Source organism: Ammoniphilus sp. YIM 78166 (genome assembly GCF_004522215.1).
Lineage (GTDB): Bacteria > Bacillota > Bacilli > Aneurinibacillales > RAOX-1 > YIM-78166.
In genome coordinates this window covers 1-17,443 of record NZ_SDLR01000018.1, presented here as the reverse complement: position 1 = coordinate 17,443, position 17,443 = coordinate 1, and the positions used below count along the sequence as shown (strand labels likewise).

Sequence of the window (17,443 nt, the reverse complement as noted above, 5' to 3'; positions counted from 1 at the left end):
GAAAGCGAAAATGAGTAGGTATAAGAACATGGATCGGGGGTAGTTTGTTTGGCGCAAATAGGAACTTATGTCATTTATATTCTGATGGTTTCGGCAGTTTTAGGCGCTCTTGCCGCAATTCGAGATAATGAAAAAGGTCTTGGCAGGGAGTTTATGGAAGGTCTTCATTCGATTGGATACATTTTCATTCCCACAGCAGGGATTATGGCTTCTATACCTTATTTATCAAAAATTGTTGAAACGATTTTTGGTCCTATTTTTTCCTTTATGGGGGCTGATCCTGCCATCGCTGCTACTTCGATTATCGCCGTTGACATGGGCGGGTATCAATTAGCGGAAGTATTGGCAGGAACGCGGGAAGGATGGATCATGGCTATGATTGTCGGGTATATGGCGGGAGCCACGATTGTCTTTTCTATACCTACAGGGCTTGCCATGCTTGAGAGAAGAGACCATAAGTATATGGCATTGGGAATTATGTCCGGGATATTAGGGATCCCTATTGGTGTACTGGTTAGTTGTTCTTTAATCGCATTCACAAATCCAACCGTTCGGGAAGTTATTTCTACTGATGCGGATTCTATCTATCAACTATCCCTTGGCTTCGGCCAAATATTTGCTAATCTTATCCCTCTTATTATTTTTGTTGGTTCTATCGCTTTAGGACTTCGATTCTTCCCTGATCTGATGATTAAAGTGTTTATGTGGTTCGGGCGAGGGATGGATGCCTTCTTGAAGCTGGTTTTGGTTTTTTCTATTGTCGAATATTTTACCGGAGCGTTCAGTTCTTTATTTGGAAGCTGGGGATTCAGTCCGATCATTGCGGATAAAGAAGATCAGTTTAGGGCTTTAGAAGTAGCTGGTTATATTGGAATTATGCTCGCGGGTGCATTCCCGATGGTTTATCTAATTCGAAAGTATTTTTCTAGGCCTTTGGAAGTGGCGGGTAACAAATTGGGATTAAGCTCAGCTGGAAGTACAGGTCTTCTTGCTTCGGCGGCAAATATTTTAGCCATGTTCCGCTTAATCAAATCAATGCCTCCTAAAGATAAAGTGGTCAATATTGCTTTTGCGGTTTGTGCGGCCTTTTTATTCGGCGATCACTTATCCTTCTCGGCAAACTTTCAACCGAATCTCATCCTATATATTATGGTGGGCAAGATTAGCGGAGGCGTTTTTGCTGTTGCTGTGGCTTACTGGCTATCTGTTCCAAAGGCCCTTGAGTTGGAGGAGGAGGACAGAAATAAAGGAATTATCGAGAAGCATGAGTATAAGTTAACAGAAGATATCAAAGAAGAAAATCATTTGAAAACAGGCAGCTAACATGGATCATGCTCGTGGCTGGATTGATGGAACGGTACCAGAACAAAAATGAAAAGAGGAAATTTGATGTCAGAGGAGAAAAAACGATTTATACAAGAATTCGTTCCAGGTAAACAGGTGACGTTAAGTCACCTGATCGCCAATCCTGATCCGCAGATGTTTGAAAAATTGGGGATTCAAAAAGAAGGAGCCATTGGCATTCTCACGCTGACACCTAGTGAAACCGTGATTATTGCTGGCGATTTGGCAACGAAGGCTGCTCATATTTCGATCGGCTTTCTAGACCGCTTTACCGGAAGTCTGGTGTTGGTGGGCAGTGTCTCAGAAGTCGAGATGGCTATGGAGCATATCAACTCTTATCTTGCAGGTCAGTTGGGCTATACGTCTGCCCGTATTACCAAGTCGTAGGAGGGACCTGTCATGAAAAAAAATCGAGCAATGTTGATCGGTTCGATCGGGGCAGGGAAATCCACGATGACCAATGCTTTGCTAGGGCGTCGGGTCGAGGCAGTAAAAACGCAAACGCTGACCTATTATGATTGGATTGTGGATACGCCGGGCGAATATGCGGAGAATCCTATGTATTACCGCTCGATTATGGCGACATGCCTAGAGGTGACTCATGTCATATATATCCAAGATGCCACCCGTTCCACCTGTATTTTCCCGCCCGGGTTTGCGACAGGGATTCCTAAGCTTCCCATTGGAGTGATAAGCAAAGCTGACTCTCCGCAAGCGGACGTAGACCGGGCGGTTGAGCAACTCAAGAAGGTCATGGCCAAAGGTCCCCTTGTGATTTGTTCGGCCTACACCGGTCAAGGGATTGAGGAGATCCGCCATCTTGTGTTGCAAGATAGTTTAGAAGACATGAGAGAATGTTCTCGTTTGTTTTCACCTGATCTAATATCTTTTATCTGAAACCCTTTACAAGATAGAAAAAGTATAGTAATGTATTAATTAACAAAAGCAAATGACAAGGCAATGGCGCCTATCAATGATATACATTGAAGGGGCTTTTTGTGGTTCCTTCAAAGAGGGTAAAAAAGAATAATAAGGGCGAAGATGCCTGGAATGATGATCTCCATGATTATCATCCAGGCATTTTTTTATGCCCAGATGTCAGATGTCAGATGTATGGGGAGAGCTGGGACTATGCAAGCCAGTAGTCGCGGAAAAGAGCACATGCTGAGTGCTGGAATCGATATCGGGACTAGTACAACCAAGCTTATTATCAGTCGCTTTACACTGGTAAATACCGCCGGCATGACGCACGTGCCAAAGATTGAGATCGTAGATAAAGAGGTAATACACAAAAGTCCTTTATACCGGACTCCCTTACATTCCTTTTCGATGATTGATATGCAAGGGGTATTGTCCATCGTGCGAAGGGAGTATGAGAAAGCTGGCATTTCACCACAGGAGATTCAGACCGGGGCTGTCATCATAACGGGAGAGACGGCAACCAAACAAAATGCGGAGGAAATGGTTCACTTCCTATCGGAGCAGGCGGGGGAATTTCTCGTGGCAACGGCGGGTCCGGATCTTGAAGGGATTATCGCCGCCAAAGGTTCAGGAGCCTTTCAATATTCCAAGGAATCGGGTAAAACGGTAGCCAATATTGATATCGGTGGAGGAACAGCCAATATTGCAGTTTACCAGGCTGGTGTTCTCAAAGGAACCTGTACACTGCACATCGGGGGCAGATTGATTGAATGGGATGGCGAGTTCGTGAAAAGCATCTCTCCCTCTATGGAACAGTTGAGTTTACAACTGGGGCGGAGGGTCTCCCTGGGGGAACGGGTAGAAAAAGACAACATGATGCCGATGATTCGTTACATGGCAGATGCCCTAGCCAGAATTCTCCGAGAACAGATAGAGCAGAATGACGAGGTCCTGTTGCTGGGTCATCGACCTAATTGGAACACACGTGTCGATGAAATCATGTTCTCTGGAGGGGTAGGCGAATGCATCCACCGATGGGGGGATCCCAGCTGGAATCCCACAGAAGCCCCTTATCAGGACATCGGGGTATGGCTTGCGGAAGAGTTTCAAACGCATAAGGGTTTGAACCAATGGAAGTGGATCCCGCCCCTCGAGACGGTTCGTGCCACGGTTCTTGGAGCCGGTATGCAAACGACGGAAATTAGCGGAGTAACGATCCATGTGGAAGGGAGCCGATTGCCGATCAAAAACCTTCCAGTATACTCCATCCCCGTCCATCGAGATCATTTCCATCGTGAACACCTGCAAGAATCGATCGAACGGGCCATTAACCTGTTTGATCCGGAAAGAGAGGGACGAAACTTCGCTTTATACCTTTCTGAGCTTCCCATTCTCAGATTCAAGGAAGTCCAACAATTGGCAGAGTGGCTTGCTCAGGCGATCGAAGCTCAACCCAATCAACAGGAGCCTTTTGTTCTCGTGATTTCCAACGATATGGCGAAAGCGGTAGGGCAAGCCTTACAACGTTTGCAGTTAGGCCGCGATGTGATCTGCATAGACCAGATCTCGGTAGAGAATGGGGACTATCTGGACATCGGGAAAATGCTGCAAACGGAAGTGGTTCCGGTAGTCGTGAAGACTCTGGCTTTTCATACTTAGGGAAGGAGGAGAGAGTATGATTCTTAAAACCCAGCTGTTGGGTCAAATCTATCAATTTAGAGATTTAAAAGAGATCTTCGCAAAGGCAAATGAAGAAAAATCCGGCGATCGTTTAGCCGGGCTGGCTGCCGAGAGTGTTCAAGAGAGAATTGCGGCCAAGCAAGTTCTCGGTCATCTTACACTCGCAGAGATCCGAAATCATCCGTTACTACCGGCAGAAGAAGATGAAGTCTCCCGAATCATCGAAGAACAGGTCAGTGAGCCCCTGTTTGAGACGATGAAAAATTGGTCCGTGGCTGAATTGCGAGAGCATATTTTAGACCAACGCACAACGGGTGAGGATTTGCTCCGGGTTAGCCGGGGGCTTACAAGTGAAATGATTGCGGCTGTCACGAAGTTGATGTCTAACCTAGACCTTATCCATGCAGCCCATAAAATTGAAGTGATTACGAAGTGTAATATCTCCATTGGTCAAAAGGGAGTTCTCGCCTCGCGGTTGCAGCCCAATCACCCTACGGATAATGTCGAGGGGATGATGGCCTCTTTAAGGGAAGGGTTAGCCTACGGTATAGGAGATGCGGTAATCGGCATTAACCCAGTGGATGATTCGGTTGAAAGCGTCAAGCGATTGCTTTATGCGACACATGATTTTATGCAGGCCTGGAATATTCCTACCCAAAACTGTGTGCTTGCCCATGTGAGGACACAAATGAAAGCGGTGGAGCAGGGGGCTCCGGCCGACATGATCTTTCAGAGCATTGCAGGTACGGAAGCGGCGAATCGATCCTTCGGCATATCGGCCTCCTTATTGGATGAAGCCAATGACATGGTCAGAAAATGGGGGACGGGAACAGGACCGCAACGGCTCTATTTCGAAACCGGTCAGGGCTCCGAACTTTCTGCCGAAGCCCATTATGGAATTGATCAATTAACGATGGAATCCCGCAATTATGGATTTGCTAGGCGTTATGACCCCTATATTATCAATACGGTTGTTGGTTTTATCGGACCGGAATACTTGTATGACAATAAGCAAGTGATTCGAGCCGGCCTCGAAGACCATTTTATGGCCAAGATGCATGGAATGCCTATGGGCTGTGATGTCTGTTATACCAATCATATCCGGGCGGATCAGAATGATATTGAGGATTTGGGTATGCTGCTGGCAACGGCAGGGATTAATTTTATCATTGCAACGCCAATGGGCGATGATTGCATGCTCAATTACCAATCCCTCAGCTATCATGATGTGGCAGCTATACGCCAAACGCTTGGACGCCGTCCAGCCCCGCAGTTTGAAAAATGGCTCGAGAAGATGGGCATTATGGAGAACGGTAAACTGACGGATTGGGCCGGGGATCCCACGATATTTTCACGTTAGGAGGACTAAGGGTGGATGCTCAGTTGGTAGAGACAGTGACTCGCATACTGCTAGGTAAGATGAATCCAGAAAAGCAACCCTCACCACCAGCTGTACCGAAAACCCAGGGAAGTATGGTTCGGGTGTGGGACCATCTATCAGATGGTAAAGGAGAGAGAATGCGCCCCCTGATTATGGAGCCGCAAGCAGAAAAAGAGGAAATGATTCGTATTTGGGACCATGTTCCTGCAGAAAAACAAAGACCGCAACCAATGACCCTCGAGGAAAAGGAGAAGTTGCTTCCGTCGCTGGAAACGAGAGTCGGAATTGATCACCCGGTTTCAGCCGACATGCTCTCAGAGCTGGTGACTAAGACTCCAGCCCGAATCGGCATAGGGCGAGCGGGGGTAAGGCCCAAAACCGAAGCCTGGCTACGGTTTAGGCTAGATCATGCAGCGGCTGTCGATGCGGTTTACGGGGAAGTTTCACAAGATCTGCTAGACAAGCTACAGCTCTTTGCCGTAGAGACAATGGTAGGGGATAAGGAGGAATATATCCGCCGACCGGATCTGGGAAGACGGCTCAGTGAGGAATCGAAGGAGATCATTCGCAAGCAGTGTGCTTTTCAGCCGCAGGTTCAAATTATTGCATCAGATGGACTGAGCTCGCAAGCGATTGAGAAAAACTTGGAAGATGTTTATTTCTCTTTGCAGGAATCACTACATCAGCTCAGTCTTCAGCAGGGAACCCCCTTTTTCATTCGGAAAGGGCGGGTAGCCGCCATGGATGATGTAGGAGAAATTTTGGAGCCTGATGTGATTGTCCTTTTAATTGGGGAGCGACCTGGCTTAATCAGCGCAGAATCTTTAAGTGCCTATTTGTGCTACAAGCCTCGAAAAGGAACGATTGAAGCGGAACGAATGGTCATCTCGAATATCCACGAAGGGGGAATTCCTCCGGTAGAAGCAGGGGCTTATCTGGGCAGTGTTGTTCAGAAAATTTTGAAGTATAAAGCCAGTGGGATTTCCCTGGTGCAACAGGAAGGGTAAGGGGGGAGTCTCATGAAGTTAAAACCCATCAAAGCACAGGTTTTGGCCGTTCGTCTTATCCCCAATGCTGATGATGCGCTCTTGAAGCAGTGGAAAGTAAACCCACGGTACAGGAGCTTAGGGATGATCACTTCTTCCATTGACGATGTAGGGTACACGGCCTTGGATGAAGCAACCAAAAGAGCCGAAGTCGAAGTGGTGTATGCTCGATCCTTTTATGGGGGAGCGAGCCATGCTTCCGGCCCATTATCCGGGGAGTTCATCGGCATTCTTGCAGGACCCTCACCCGATGAGGTAAGCAGCGGGATTGATGCGGTCCGTCACACCATCGAAAATGGAGCTTATTTTGAAGCGTTAAACGAAGAAGGAAGCCATGCGCTATATGCTCATGTTGTAGCAAGGACCGGACGCTATCTTTCCCATTTAGCCGGAATTAAAGAAGGAGAGCCCTTAGCCTATTTGGTTGCCCCGCCCCTTGAGGCTGTGTACGGGCTAGATGCTGCCCTGAAGGCTGCTGACGTCCGGTTAGTCACGTTCTTTGGTCCACCTACCGAAACGAATTATGGCGGTGGGTTGCTGACCGGTAGCCAGTCCGCTTGCCAAGCCGCGGCGGATGCGTTCCGAGAACATATCGTGGAATTGGCCAGAAGCCCTATTCCTTACAGATAAAGAGGAGAGTGAGAAACATGCAGCTGGATCGAGATTTGCTTTCCCAGCAGGAAATGAGAATGGCCGTTGAGGCGGCCAAGAAAGCGCAGCGAACCTTCGAGTCCTTCTCGCAAGAAGAGGTGGATCGGATTGTAAAAGCCATGGCAGATGCCGCTTATGAGAAGGCGTTTGAGTTGGCACGAATGGCCGTAGAAGAAACGGGTCTGGGTGTCATTGAGCATAAAGTCCTTAAGAACCAAGTGGCATCGAGGGAAGTGTTTCTCTCGATCGCGGAACAAAAGACAGTAGGGATTCTTCAGGAATGCAAGGAACGCAACGTGGTTGAGGTCGCTTCCCCGTTCGGTGTCATAGCGGGAATTGTTCCGGTCACGAATCCGACGTCCACGACCATATTCAAAAGCTTAACCGCTCTAAAAGCCCGGAACGCGATTGTTTTTAGCCCTCACCCTACAGCTGCTAAATGTACGGTTGAAGCGGCAAGGATTTGCTTACAGGCGGCCGTTGCTGCAGGGGCTCCTGAGGGATTGATCGGATGGATTTCGACACCGACGATGGAGGCCACGGAAGCCTTGTTAACGCATCGGGATGTCAACCTCATTCTGGCAACCGGGGGCAGCGGTCTCGTCCGTGCGGCGTATAGTTCAGGAAAGCCAGCGTATGGAGTTGGACCTGGCAATGTGCCAGTGTACATTGAAAAAACGGCTGAAGTTCCGGCTGCGGTTAAACGCATCGTGGATAGCAAGACCTTTGACCATGGCACGATCTGTGCCTCCGAACAATCGGTTGTTGTGGATCGGAATATTCGAGAAATCGTGATAAGAGAATTCAAGAAACAAGGGGCCTACTTCCTCAATGAAGAGGAGAAAAAGAAGCTAGAACCCGTGATTTCGCCGATGCCTGGCAAACTGAATCCGAAGATTGTAGGACGCAGTGCCAAGACGATTGCTCAATATGCAGGGGTTCAAGTGCCTGACGATACAAGGCTCTTGATCGCCGAAGAAACCCAAGTAGGAAAAGATTTTCCGTTCTCGATTGAAAAACTAGCCCCCGTGTTTGGTTTTTACACCGTGGATGGGTGGAAAGAGGCCGTGGTCTTGTGTGAAAGACTCCTGAATTTGGGCGGCCGAGGGCATTCTCTAGCTCTTCATACGAAGGATGAGGAAATAGCCCGGACCTTTGCGTTACGGATGCCCGTTTCCCGAATTCTGGTGAACACTCCTTCGGCTCTAGGAGCCGTAGGTGCGACAACGGGATTGAAACCATCTCTCACCTTAGGTTGCGGCTCCTTTGGCGGCAACATTACCTCCGATAATGTAACAGCTCATCATTTGATGAATGTTAAGCGTTTGGCTTATGGAGTGAAGGAACTGGACGTACCGACACCAACAACGCTAACCCCTGTGCAGGAAAAGACGAACGCGTCCGAACAGATCGAACAAGTGATAGAAAAGGTCTTAGCTGAGGCAGGAACGGCATCATCGCAGCTAGATAAGGAAAGTATCGCCAAATTAGTCAGTCAAGTGATTTCCAAACTATAACCCAAATCCAAGGAGGAATTTACAATGTCAAGAGAACTTACTGCTTTAGGAATGATTGAAACGAAGGGGCTAGTCGCTTCCGTAGAAGCTGCCGATGCTATGGTGAAAGCCGCCAATGTTCACTTAGTGGGCAAGGTGCATGTGGGTGGGGGAATTGTTACCGTATTAGTGCGCGGAGATGTAGGGGCTGTAAAAGCGGCAACCGAAGCAGGAGCGGCAGCTGCACAGCGCGTGGGCGAACTGCTTTCCGTTCATGTTATCCCACGTCCACACAGTGAGCTAGAAAGCATCTTGCCAAAACTACAAGCCGAATAATAGAGAAATGGAGATAAGGAAGGAGAGAAAAGCGTGAATACAGAGATGATTCAGGCGATCGTCGATCAGGTGCTGGTACAGTATCAACAACCGTCGGCTAACGTACCCAAGGTGCCCATTGGGGTCTCCGCGAGGCATGTGCACTTATCTAAGCAGCATTTGGAGGCCTTGTTCGGAACGGGGTATGAATTGACAAAAAAAGGAGACCTATCGCAGCCAGGCCAATTTGCTGCGAATGAGACGCTTCTCGTTGTAGGCCCGAAAGGCAGCATCGAGAAGGTTCGCATCCTTGGGCCGGCTAGAGGAGCTACACAGGTCGAAGTGAGTCAGACTGATGCGATTAAATTAGGGTTAAAGCCTCCTTTGAGAGAGTCGGGGGATCTTGAGGGATCTTCACCCGTTACCCTTGTCGGACCGAAAGGGAGCATTCATCTATCTGAAGGTTTAATTCTGGCGCAATGTCATATTCATATGAGACCGGAGGATGCAGCCCAGTTTGGCGTGAAAAATGGAGAGTACGTTCAGGTCAAAATTGAGAGTAATCGACCTATTCTTTTTGATCGAGTCCTCATTCGCGTTTCCCCTCGTTATGCCTTGGAGATGCATATCGACACCGATGAAGCCAATGCAGCCCTTTACCTCCAAGGGCTGTCCGGAATCATCTTAAAAAACGAGGCGAGGAGTCTGGGAGAATGAAGACTCTGGACCCGCAGGTAGTGGAACAGATTGTGCGGGAGGTTCTTCAACGAATCCAACACAAGCCCCGTTTATGGATCTGTCATGACGAGACCCGTGACCCCGCTCAGTTGGATGAACTTAGCCAATCGCTAGCTCCAAGCTGGAACGTATCGCTTTGCCCGCTCGTCTCGCAATCGACCGTGTGGGGAAAGGGTCAAGAAGGGAGAGGAAGTGTCCTCTTCCTCGATGTGGATCAAGCCCTCATGGTAAGAGGAGCCCAAGGGTTGACCGGAACGGCGGCTAGTCAATGGCTGGCTGAATGCCTGCTTTCGGGCACTCCCGTTTACTTGCAGCCCGCTCGTTCCTTGAGCTGGATCCTTCGTCCTGAAAGAAAGGGCGTTCCATTACCTGAACCTGCCCGGCGCTACCGCGAGCATCTTCTCAAGGCTAAAGTTGCATTGAGTTCCTTCGGGGCAAGGTTTGTTGCGGAATATGAACTTCCAGAACTGACGGAGGTGTCTGCTCAGGAACAAGGTGATTGGGCAGACGAAAAGAAGCTGCTGACCCAGCGGGATGTTGAGCAGGCAGAGGGGGAAGAGCTGTGGGTAGCAAAATCCACCGTCATTACGCCATTAGCCTGGGATACAGCAAGAGCCAAAGGAATGAGAATTCGCAGGGATAAGTAGCGGAGGTGATCTCCCATGCGTTTGGGAACCATTACAGGTAATGTTTGGGCCACACGGAAAGAAGATGGGTTAACGGGGTTGAAGTTTCTATTTGTACAGTTGGAAGATACGCGCATTATTGCGGTCGATCGAATTGGCTCGGGAATTGGTGATCGCGTGATTGTCACGATGGGAAGTGCGGCTCGCTTGATTGAGGTGGACAAGGATCTTCCCATTGACGCGGTTGTCATTGGAATTGTAGATAGTATAGATGAAGAAAGCAGGTGAGGGAGATGTCTAAAGCAATTGGGATGATTGAAACCAAGGGACTAATTGCTTCCATCGAGGCCGCGGATGCCATGGTTAAAGCGGCCGATGTCCAATTAATCAATCAAGAGAAAATAGATGGAGCCCTGGTTACCGTTATCATTGAAGGGGATGTGGGCGCGGTACAAGCTGCACTCGAAGCGGGAAAAGAAGCAGCGAAACGAGTAGGAGTCTTGGTTGCTTCCCATCTGATTCCCCGACCAGACGCAGAAGTCGGGTTGGTCGTAAAAAAAAAGTAGAACCGGCTAACAAAACGTCGGTTGAAGAAGAGATAGAGAAAGAGAAAGAGGAAGAGAAAGAGGAAGAGAAAGAAATGGAGACGGGGGGACCTGAGATGGTGTCAGATACAGGCTCAACGAAACCGATCAACCCTAGCCACCGGAAGAGAAAACGTGCGGATCATCAAAACAATGAACAAGAATCCAATGGATAATGGAGGAACTTTCAGAGATGGCATTTAGGAGAAGAAAAATTGCAGTGATCGGAGCAGGGTTTACAGGGGCTACAGCAGCACTGATGCTGGCGCAAAAAGAATTAGGAGACATTGTTTTGCTCGATATCCCGAGTCAGGAAAACCCAACCAAAGGAAAAGCTTTAGATATGCTTGAAGCCAGTCCTGTTCAAGGCTTTGACAGCAAGATTGTAGGGACTTCCCGTTATGAGGACATCCAGGATGCTGATCTTGTTATCATTACGGCGGGTATTGCCCGCAAGCCGGGGATGAGTCGGGATGAACTGGTGAGCACGAATGCGGGGATTATGCGTAAAGTAGCGGAAAATGTGGCCCAATACGCCCCCAATAGCTATATCCTGGTATTGAGCAATCCGGTGGATGCCATGACTTATGTCTGCTATCAGACGACCGGCTTTCCGAAAAATCGGGTGATCGGGCAGTCCGGGGTATTGGATACCGCCCGCTTTACCACCTTTGTCGCTGAAGAGTTAAACGTGTCCATTGAAGATGTATCCGGTTTTGTCTTGGGGGGGCATGGCGATGATATGGTACCTCTTGTACGCTACTCCTATGCAGGAGGAATCCCTCTGGAAAAACTTCTACCGAAAGATCGTCTAGAGGCGATTGTCGAACGGACTCGCAAGGGAGGTGGGGAGATCGTTAACCTTTTGGGGAACGGTAGCGCGTATTATGCCCCTGCTGCTTCTTTAGTCCAGATGGCCGAAGCGATCTTAAAGGATAAGAAACGAATTCTCCCGGCTATTGCCTATTTAGAAGGGGAGTACGGCTATGAAAATATGTATCTGGGTGTCCCAACGATCATAGGGGGAAATGGGATCGAAAAAATTCTAGAGTTACAATTAACGCAAGAAGAAAAAACCAGCCTGGATCAATCAGTTGACTCGGTGAGAAATGTAATGAAAATTCTATAGCATATGGCAACGGAGCCCCTGTTACTTCAAACAGGGGCATTTTTTCATGGAATGGAGTGGGGATGATGGAAAGCTTTTTAAGCGAAGAAGTAAAGAATTTGCAATCCAAAATTAAATCAGAATCAGATGTTAGAAAAAAGTATTTCCTCTTTGGTTTGTTGCTGGAGATCTATGAAGAGTGGGATATGGATATTCACCGAAAATCAAGTGTGTGGAAGGAATTTAATATCGTGTACGAGGATTACATGCATCTGTATGATATTGAGTCAACAGAAAAAGTGGAAACCTCTACCATTTACAACTATCAGTCTATTTAGTATAGTATGATTAATAAAAGCATAAGGATATAGGCAAAGGCGCCTATCAACGATACGTTGAGAGGGGCTTTTTTTGTCTTTTTTTTCGAAAGGGGTTATGAGATGGAAACCATGACGCAGATTCAAGATCTGTGCCGCACCTTCACCTCCTTGACTGAGGATGATATTGTTGTCATTCATAATAAAAGGGAGATGCTTCAATCCATTGCTGATCTTGCCCAAGCGAATGTGTTTATTGATTGCCCCAATCGGGACGGGAAAACGATGGTTGTTGTGGCGGAAGCCGTACCCACCACGATCCAGTCGCTGTATCAAACCGGTGTGATCGGAAAGATCATTTTCGAGGCTCTTGAGCCGGCTGTTTTTCGTTCCTTCCGTACAGGGAAGCCGACCATGGGGCATCGAGCCCTCACCCACGAAGGAAAACATGTCAAACAGAATGTCACACCCATACTCAATAAAGCAGGGCAAACGATAGGGCTGCTTATTCTTGAACAAGATATTACACGACAAGTGAAGCGGGAAAATGAACTGGCTTTGCTATCCGAGACTACAGAGGATTTTTATCGTACCTTCTGGGATTTCGTCACCAAAGAGCAGGCCATTCCCGACATAATAGAAGAAGCCTTGATATTACTAAACGAGGACGGGACGATCCTATACGCTAATAACTTTGCCATCGGAATCATGGAGAGCCATGGACAACTGGAATGGAATCTTTACAGGAACAGGCAGATTCGGGAGTGTCTCCCCTTCATCGAAGAAGAAGATTACAGCCACGATGGATTTATCCAAAGAGAAGTTCATCATCTGGGAAAAGTCTTTATCATTAGAGGCATTTGTTTAAAGAAACAGGACAAGAAGGGTGATCGCTTCTTATTTACGCTTCGCGATGTAACGGAACTGCGAAACAAGGAACGCCAGCTCATGGTGAAGTCGGCGGTGATTAAAGAAATTCACCATCGGGTTAAGAATAACTTACAAACGGTTGCGAGTTTGCTTCGCCTGCAAATCAGGCGTGGAGTGAGTGAGGAAGCTAAGCAATCCTACCAGGAAAGTTTGAATCGGATTATCAGTATAGCCACTGTACATGAAGTACTTTCCTACAGCGGTATGGAACGAGTGAGTATGGATGAAATTATTCATAAGATAGCCAAAGCGTTGGTTTATAATTTGCCTCATTCAGATTGCAGGATCCTTCTTGAATTTGAAACGGAACCGCTTTCCCTCCATTCGGACCAAGCCATTTCCTTGGCCCTGATTTTAACTGAATTAATCCAAAATTGTTTAAAGCATGCTTTTGTAGGGCGGGAAATCGGAGTGATTACCGTGGGTATTAGTCTTTTGGATGACCAGATTCGTTTCTTTGTTCAAGATAACGGAGTGGGTCTGCAAGAGACAGCGAAAACGGATCAGTTAGGACTAGAAATTATTCAGAATCTAACCAAGTATGACCTATCGGGTATATTCGAATTGAAGCCAAAGGTAAAAGAAGGGACGACCGCCTCGGTCATGTTTCCATTTAGACAGGAGGATCTGGTATGAGTAAGCCGCGGATTTTAGTTGTTGATGATGAATCCATCTTGCGAATGGATATTAAGGAAATGCTCATTGAAGCAGGATACGATGTGGTGGCCGAAGCGAACAACGGAGAACTTGCCATCGAATTGGCGAGTAAGCATCATCCTGACTTGATTGTTATGGATGTGAAAATGCCAAAAATGAATGGCATAAAAGCTAGCAGGATTATTCATTCTTCATTTGGCATTCCTGTGTTACTCTTAACCGCTTACAGCGAAACAGAACTCATTAAGGAAGCGAGAATGGCAAACGTAGTAGGATACTTGGTTAAACCCATAACGGAAAGGGACTTGATCCCTGCCGTCGAGATGGCCCTTGGTCAATCCGAACGCGTAAAAGTACTTGCTGGAAACATTAAGGACCTCCACGCGAAAATAGAAGAAAGAAAAAGAGTGGAGAAAGCAAAAGGAATGATTATGCAGACTTATAAAGTCAGTGAAACTGATGCGTATGAAAGAATGAGAGCGCACAGTATGAAAAATAGAATCCCTATGAAAGAGGTAGCAGAGTATATTATTGAATATGGAAAGTTAGGCATTAATCCATTGGAGGCGAAGGAAAGGTAGAAGAATTTCTCAATGCTTGCCTTACCGTATAAGAAACCCCGATGTAGAAATGATTAATTTTTTATCATTGAATAATTCCCTTTAAAAAAAAGTTTGGTATGAAACTTGCTTTAATTAATAATGGCGGGCATCCCCAATGGAGGATTATTGGAGTTTGACCGAAATCCAAACGACCTTCGTACGTTACTATTTAATGAAGAGATCGAAATTGATCCAAGAGGGGTGTTGAAAGTGCCGGAACGGCCCGGATTGGGTGTGACATTGAATCAAGAAATCATCGATAAATATCGGGTGGGTTGATTAGAGTTAAGTGCTGACCTCGGGATATGCCCTCAGGTAGGACCAGAACATTAGTCCGGGAGGATCAGCCGATTTATTGGCTGCCACCTATTTTATGCACGTGATGGATAGTAAATAGGTACAGCCCTTGGAGCCTTAATGAGGCTCCATTTTTTGTTACAGAATAAGAAAGTATAAGCTTCTTCGAGTCATCCTCCTTATTCTGCATAAAAAACTTCCTCTAAAAGCGGTCTGGCTTCTTTGAATTTACTACGATAAGGGTTTTTTTTATAATGATATGAATCAAAAATAGGGAGTGAACGTATGTACTTGAGACGGATCTCCTTAATTAAGGAGAAGATCGTTAATCCTAACGAATTTCCCTTTATCATCCCATCCTTAAAAGAACTGACTGCTCTCGACATTACTAAAGAGGTTACCTTCTTCGTCGGTGAAAATGGTTCAGGCAAGTCGACCCTTCTCGAAGGTGTTGCTTATCAATGTGGATTTCATACAGCCGGAGGGGGCGTAAACAATCGTTATCAAGTTGAATCTTCTTCTTCCATATTAGGGGATTATCTTCGCCTTTCTTGGCTGCCAAAAATCAACCAAGGCTTTTTCTTAAGAGCGGAAAGTTTTTACAACTTCGCATCTTATCTAGATGGTTTGGCGAAAGAGGATGGTCCAGGCGTGTACAGAGCCTACGGGGGCAAGTCCCTACATCAACAGTCCCATGGAGAGTCGTTCCTTTCGCTTTTCTTAAATCGATTTGGAAGTAAAGGAATCTACCTGCTCGATGAACCAGAGGCCGCTTTATCACCCGCTCGTCAACTGGCATTTCTTCGTTTCATTCATGAGCTGGTTAAGGAGGGGAACACCCAATTTATCATTGCCACTCATTCTCCCATTTTGCTGGGGTACCCTCATGCCCAAATTTATAATTTTGATACGGCTCCCATTACGGAAATCGAATATGAAGAGACGGAGCATTATCAAATCACGAAGGGATTTTTGAATAGGCGAGACAAATATCTAGATGAGCTGTTTAGGGAGGATGATGAAGAAACCACTCCCTAAGCGATCGTATCAACATATGATTAATGAAATGGTTCAACAGAGATGAGAGGGGAGAATCTTTTGGAATTATTCAGTCTTGGCGGGATTATCATATCCTTGTTAAGTATGCTTTTACCTCTAGTCATTGTAGCTTTTTTTATTAGGTGGGCATGGGTTATAAAAATCAATTCGGATAAGCAAGTAGAGCAAAATAAAGAAATTATAGATTTATTAAAGAACCTAAACGAAAAACTGGAGAAGGAGAAATAGGTTGAGGGTTCTAGTTGAGCTAGGGGAGGGAATCATGGTGGTTTTTTTCCAAGAGATAAAATCAAGCATCCTAAACATAAAAGCTTATCTTCATTTTTCGAAACAATCTTTACAAAAAACTTTTCTTTACCTCATCCTGTTCTCCTCATTGATCTGGATTCTAGGTTACATTGGAGTTTATCAGAACATGAGCCAAGGGATAGCGGAGATCCGAACAAAGGTCATCGAAGAGGTTCCAGATTTTACTTTTCCCGATGGCCGTTTAGAGGTAAGTGGTCCGATGCCAGCTATACTGTACAAGGACCTAACCAGCGTAGTGATAGTAGATACTACGGGAGAAACAAATGAAAATGTACTTAACTCCTATCGTTCTGGCTTATTGATATTAAGCGATAGATTGATCAATAAGCGAGAAGAAGGCCGAATAGAAGAAATACAATTTTTCACTTTCGGTCCCATGTCATTCACGAAAGATGATGTTGTCTCTTGGCTTCCCTATTTCAAATGGGTGTATTGGATAGTAGCCGTTGCCATGTTTATCTATACTGCGATTAGCTATCTAATTAATGCTCTCTGGGTATCTTTGATTGGCTTATTGTTAAACCTTTTTATGAAGACTAAAGCAACATTTGGAGCTCTCTATAAAATTAGTGTCTATGCCTTGACCCTCCCCATGCTTTTGGATACCTTGTTTAGTTACTTGAGAATGGATTTATATCATTTGATTTTTTATATTACTGCGGCAATATATGTAGGTTTAGCCCTATTAGAGATGGATAAAGAGCTAAAAGGGTCAGAGGAAGCGGATGCCTAGTACTATGAGCATTGACTTGAATTCAATGCTCTTTTTTACATCCTTGGAAAAGAACCGTTTGAGTTGGCGCTCCCCTTTTGAGGTCCGTTGTGTGACTCTTTTCTAACAAAATCCCTATCCCAATGGTAAAACAGAGAGCTGGATAGATCATTGTCGCTGCATGTTGAAGGAAGTCATTTTCGATCCGGTAGAAGGGCAGATCAACGACCTCATCCACAATGCTTATAGTGTAAATTATTGTACGTCATCAAGAGGAAAATTTGTGCTCTTTCTCCTCAAAAGATTCCATAATAAAAGAAGAGACTTTTACTCTGAAGTAATTTATGACAATTTTATGACTCTTTTGGATGAAAACAGCAAATCTAAACAGTAACTAAAAGCTGGTTTCAGGTGGGAACTGGTTCTGAGATAGCACCGGTTTTGATTCAGTACTACTCCCGTCCTGAACCGGGAGAGAACTGGTTCTGATATAGAACTACTCCTTTCCTGAGCGGGGAGAACTGGTTCCGATATAGCACCAGTCCTGTCCTGAGCGGGGAGAACTGGTTCTGATACAGCACCAGTCTTGTCCTGAACCGGGAGAGCACTGGTACTGATATAGCACTACTCCTGTCCTGAGTGGGGAGAACTGGTTTTGATATAGAACTAC

At 46.2% G+C, this 17,443-nt stretch carries 20 protein-coding genes and 1 pseudogene; all 21 read left to right on the top strand.

The window, feature by feature from the left end; translation table 11 throughout:
- The first annotated feature begins 48 nt into the window (after window positions 1-48).
- The 21 genes and pseudogenes from eutH (at window position 49) to EIZ58_RS31460 (ending at window position 16,794) form a co-directional block, all read left to right on the top strand.
- A complete protein-coding gene (gene eutH, locus EIZ58_RS31560) occupies window positions 49-1,323 on the top strand; it encodes an ethanolamine utilization protein EutH (RefSeq protein WP_134705013.1) in 1,275 nt (424 codons plus the stop codon).
- A gap of 66 nt (window positions 1,324-1,389) precedes the next feature.
- Complete coding sequence (gene eutS, locus EIZ58_RS31555; protein WP_134705012.1) at window positions 1,390-1,731, top strand: ethanolamine utilization microcompartment protein EutS; 342 nt, start codon at window positions 1,390-1,392, stop codon at window positions 1,729-1,731.
- A gap of 12 nt (window positions 1,732-1,743) precedes the next feature.
- Window positions 1,744-2,241, top strand: coding sequence for a EutP/PduV family microcompartment system protein (locus tag EIZ58_RS31550; protein ID WP_134705011.1), 498 nt, complete (start codon window positions 1,744-1,746; stop codon window positions 2,239-2,241).
- Window positions 2,242-2,475: 234 nt separating this feature from the next.
- Complete coding sequence (locus tag EIZ58_RS31545) at window positions 2,476-3,924, top strand: ethanolamine ammonia-lyase reactivating factor EutA (protein WP_134705010.1); 1,449 nt, start codon at window positions 2,476-2,478, stop codon at window positions 3,922-3,924.
- A 16-nt stretch (window positions 3,925-3,940) separates the two neighbouring features.
- Window positions 3,941-5,305 (top strand): ethanolamine ammonia-lyase subunit EutB, encoded by a 1,365-nt coding sequence (locus EIZ58_RS31540; protein WP_134705009.1) that lies wholly within the window; start codon window positions 3,941-3,943, stop codon window positions 5,303-5,305.
- Between the two features lie 11 nt (window positions 5,306-5,316).
- Window positions 5,317-6,333: an ethanolamine ammonia-lyase subunit EutC gene (eutC, locus tag EIZ58_RS31535; protein ID WP_240689483.1), complete on the top strand. Its 1,017-nt coding sequence runs from the start codon at window positions 5,317-5,319 to the stop codon at window positions 6,331-6,333.
- 12 nt (window positions 6,334-6,345) lie between these two features.
- On the top strand, window positions 6,346-7,002 hold the full coding sequence (eutL, locus tag EIZ58_RS31530) for an ethanolamine utilization microcompartment protein EutL (RefSeq protein WP_134705008.1): 657 nt from the start codon (window positions 6,346-6,348) through the stop codon (window positions 7,000-7,002).
- Window positions 7,003-7,019: 17 nt separating this feature from the next.
- The gene (locus tag EIZ58_RS31525; RefSeq protein WP_134705007.1) at window positions 7,020-8,540 is read left to right on the top strand and encodes an acetaldehyde dehydrogenase (acetylating); all 1,521 of its coding nucleotides are present in this window, start codon (window positions 7,020-7,022) and stop codon (window positions 8,538-8,540) included.
- A 24-nt stretch (window positions 8,541-8,564) separates the two neighbouring features.
- On the top strand, window positions 8,565-8,855 hold the full coding sequence (locus EIZ58_RS31520; protein WP_134705006.1) for a BMC domain-containing protein: 291 nt from the start codon (window positions 8,565-8,567) through the stop codon (window positions 8,853-8,855).
- A gap of 33 nt (window positions 8,856-8,888) precedes the next feature.
- A complete protein-coding gene (gene pduL, locus EIZ58_RS31515) occupies window positions 8,889-9,551 on the top strand; it encodes a phosphate propanoyltransferase (protein WP_134705005.1) in 663 nt (220 codons plus the stop codon).
- Complete coding sequence (locus EIZ58_RS31510; RefSeq protein WP_134705004.1) at window positions 9,548-10,219, top strand: hypothetical protein; 672 nt, start codon at window positions 9,548-9,550, stop codon at window positions 10,217-10,219. Before pduL ends, EIZ58_RS31510 begins: the two co-directional genes overlap by 4 nt.
- Window positions 10,220-10,234: 15 nt before the next feature.
- Window positions 10,235-10,486, top strand: coding sequence for a EutN/CcmL family microcompartment protein (locus EIZ58_RS31505; RefSeq protein ID WP_134705003.1), 252 nt, complete (start codon window positions 10,235-10,237; stop codon window positions 10,484-10,486).
- 5 nt (window positions 10,487-10,491) lie between these two features.
- Window positions 10,492-10,740, top strand: a pseudogene (locus EIZ58_RS31500) (BMC domain-containing protein); the annotation flags it as partial.
- A 235-nt stretch (window positions 10,741-10,975) separates the two neighbouring features.
- The gene (mdh, locus tag EIZ58_RS31495) at window positions 10,976-11,911 is read left to right on the top strand and encodes a malate dehydrogenase (RefSeq protein WP_134705001.1); all 936 of its coding nucleotides are present in this window, start codon (window positions 10,976-10,978) and stop codon (window positions 11,909-11,911) included.
- A 65-nt stretch (window positions 11,912-11,976) separates the two neighbouring features.
- Window positions 11,977-12,228: a hypothetical protein gene (locus EIZ58_RS31490; RefSeq protein WP_134705000.1), complete on the top strand. Its 252-nt coding sequence runs from the start codon at window positions 11,977-11,979 to the stop codon at window positions 12,226-12,228.
- Between the two features lie 102 nt (window positions 12,229-12,330).
- Window positions 12,331-13,773: a sensor histidine kinase gene (locus tag EIZ58_RS31485; RefSeq protein ID WP_134704999.1), complete on the top strand. Its 1,443-nt coding sequence runs from the start codon at window positions 12,331-12,333 to the stop codon at window positions 13,771-13,773.
- Window positions 13,770-14,375 (top strand): ANTAR domain-containing response regulator, encoded by a 606-nt coding sequence (locus EIZ58_RS31480; protein WP_134704998.1) that lies wholly within the window; start codon window positions 13,770-13,772, stop codon window positions 14,373-14,375. The genes EIZ58_RS31485 and EIZ58_RS31480 overlap by 4 nt, the downstream gene beginning before the upstream one ends.
- A gap of 120 nt (window positions 14,376-14,495) precedes the next feature.
- A complete protein-coding gene (locus EIZ58_RS34035) occupies window positions 14,496-14,675 on the top strand; it encodes a hypothetical protein (protein WP_167578088.1) in 180 nt (59 codons plus the stop codon).
- Window positions 14,676-14,978: 303 nt separating this feature from the next.
- Window positions 14,979-15,731, top strand: coding sequence for an AAA family ATPase (locus EIZ58_RS31470; protein ID WP_134704997.1), 753 nt, complete (start codon window positions 14,979-14,981; stop codon window positions 15,729-15,731).
- A gap of 60 nt (window positions 15,732-15,791) precedes the next feature.
- A complete protein-coding gene (locus EIZ58_RS31465; protein ID WP_134704996.1) occupies window positions 15,792-15,980 on the top strand; it encodes a hypothetical protein in 189 nt (62 codons plus the stop codon).
- 34 nt (window positions 15,981-16,014) lie between these two features.
- Window positions 16,015-16,794: a DUF1189 domain-containing protein gene (locus EIZ58_RS31460; RefSeq protein WP_240689485.1), complete on the top strand. Its 780-nt coding sequence runs from the start codon at window positions 16,015-16,017 to the stop codon at window positions 16,792-16,794.
- The last annotated feature ends 649 nt before the right edge of the window (window positions 16,795-17,443 follow it).

Bases quoted from the DNA above. Each gene is read 5' to 3' on its own strand.
- EIZ58_RS31490 (WP_134705000.1), top strand. From the start codon at position 11,977: ATGGAAAGCTTTTTAAGCGAAGAAGTAAAGAATTTGCAATCCAAAATT.
- EIZ58_RS31485 (WP_134704999.1), top strand. From the start codon at position 12,331: ATGGAAACCATGACGCAGATTCAAGATCTGTGCCGCACCTTCACCTCC.
- eutS (WP_134705012.1), top strand. From the start codon at position 1,390: ATGTCAGAGGAGAAAAAACGATTTATACAAGAATTCGTTCCAGGTAAA.
- EIZ58_RS31505 (WP_134705003.1), top strand. From the start codon at position 10,235: ATGCGTTTGGGAACCATTACAGGTAATGTTTGGGCCACACGGAAAGAA.
- EIZ58_RS31540 (WP_134705009.1), top strand. From the start codon at position 3,941: ATGATTCTTAAAACCCAGCTGTTGGGTCAAATCTATCAATTTAGAGAT.
- EIZ58_RS31550 (WP_134705011.1), top strand. From the start codon at position 1,744: ATGAAAAAAAATCGAGCAATGTTGATCGGTTCGATCGGGGCAGGGAAA.
- EIZ58_RS31520 (WP_134705006.1), top strand. From the start codon at position 8,565: ATGTCAAGAGAACTTACTGCTTTAGGAATGATTGAAACGAAGGGGCTA.
- EIZ58_RS31545 (WP_134705010.1), top strand. From the start codon at position 2,476: ATGCAAGCCAGTAGTCGCGGAAAAGAGCACATGCTGAGTGCTGGAATC.
- mdh (WP_134705001.1), top strand. From the start codon at position 10,976: ATGGCATTTAGGAGAAGAAAAATTGCAGTGATCGGAGCAGGGTTTACA.
- EIZ58_RS31525 (WP_134705007.1), top strand. From the start codon at position 7,020: ATGCAGCTGGATCGAGATTTGCTTTCCCAGCAGGAAATGAGAATGGCC.
- eutL (WP_134705008.1), top strand. From the start codon at position 6,346: ATGAAGTTAAAACCCATCAAAGCACAGGTTTTGGCCGTTCGTCTTATC.
- EIZ58_RS31470 (WP_134704997.1), top strand. From the start codon at position 14,979: ATGTACTTGAGACGGATCTCCTTAATTAAGGAGAAGATCGTTAATCCT.
- EIZ58_RS31460 (WP_240689485.1), top strand. From the start codon at position 16,015: ATGGTGGTTTTTTTCCAAGAGATAAAATCAAGCATCCTAAACATAAAA.
- EIZ58_RS34035 (WP_167578088.1), top strand. From the start codon at position 14,496: ATGGCGGGCATCCCCAATGGAGGATTATTGGAGTTTGACCGAAATCCA.
- EIZ58_RS31480 (WP_134704998.1), top strand. From the start codon at position 13,770: ATGAGTAAGCCGCGGATTTTAGTTGTTGATGATGAATCCATCTTGCGA.
- EIZ58_RS31510 (WP_134705004.1), top strand. From the start codon at position 9,548: ATGAAGACTCTGGACCCGCAGGTAGTGGAACAGATTGTGCGGGAGGTT.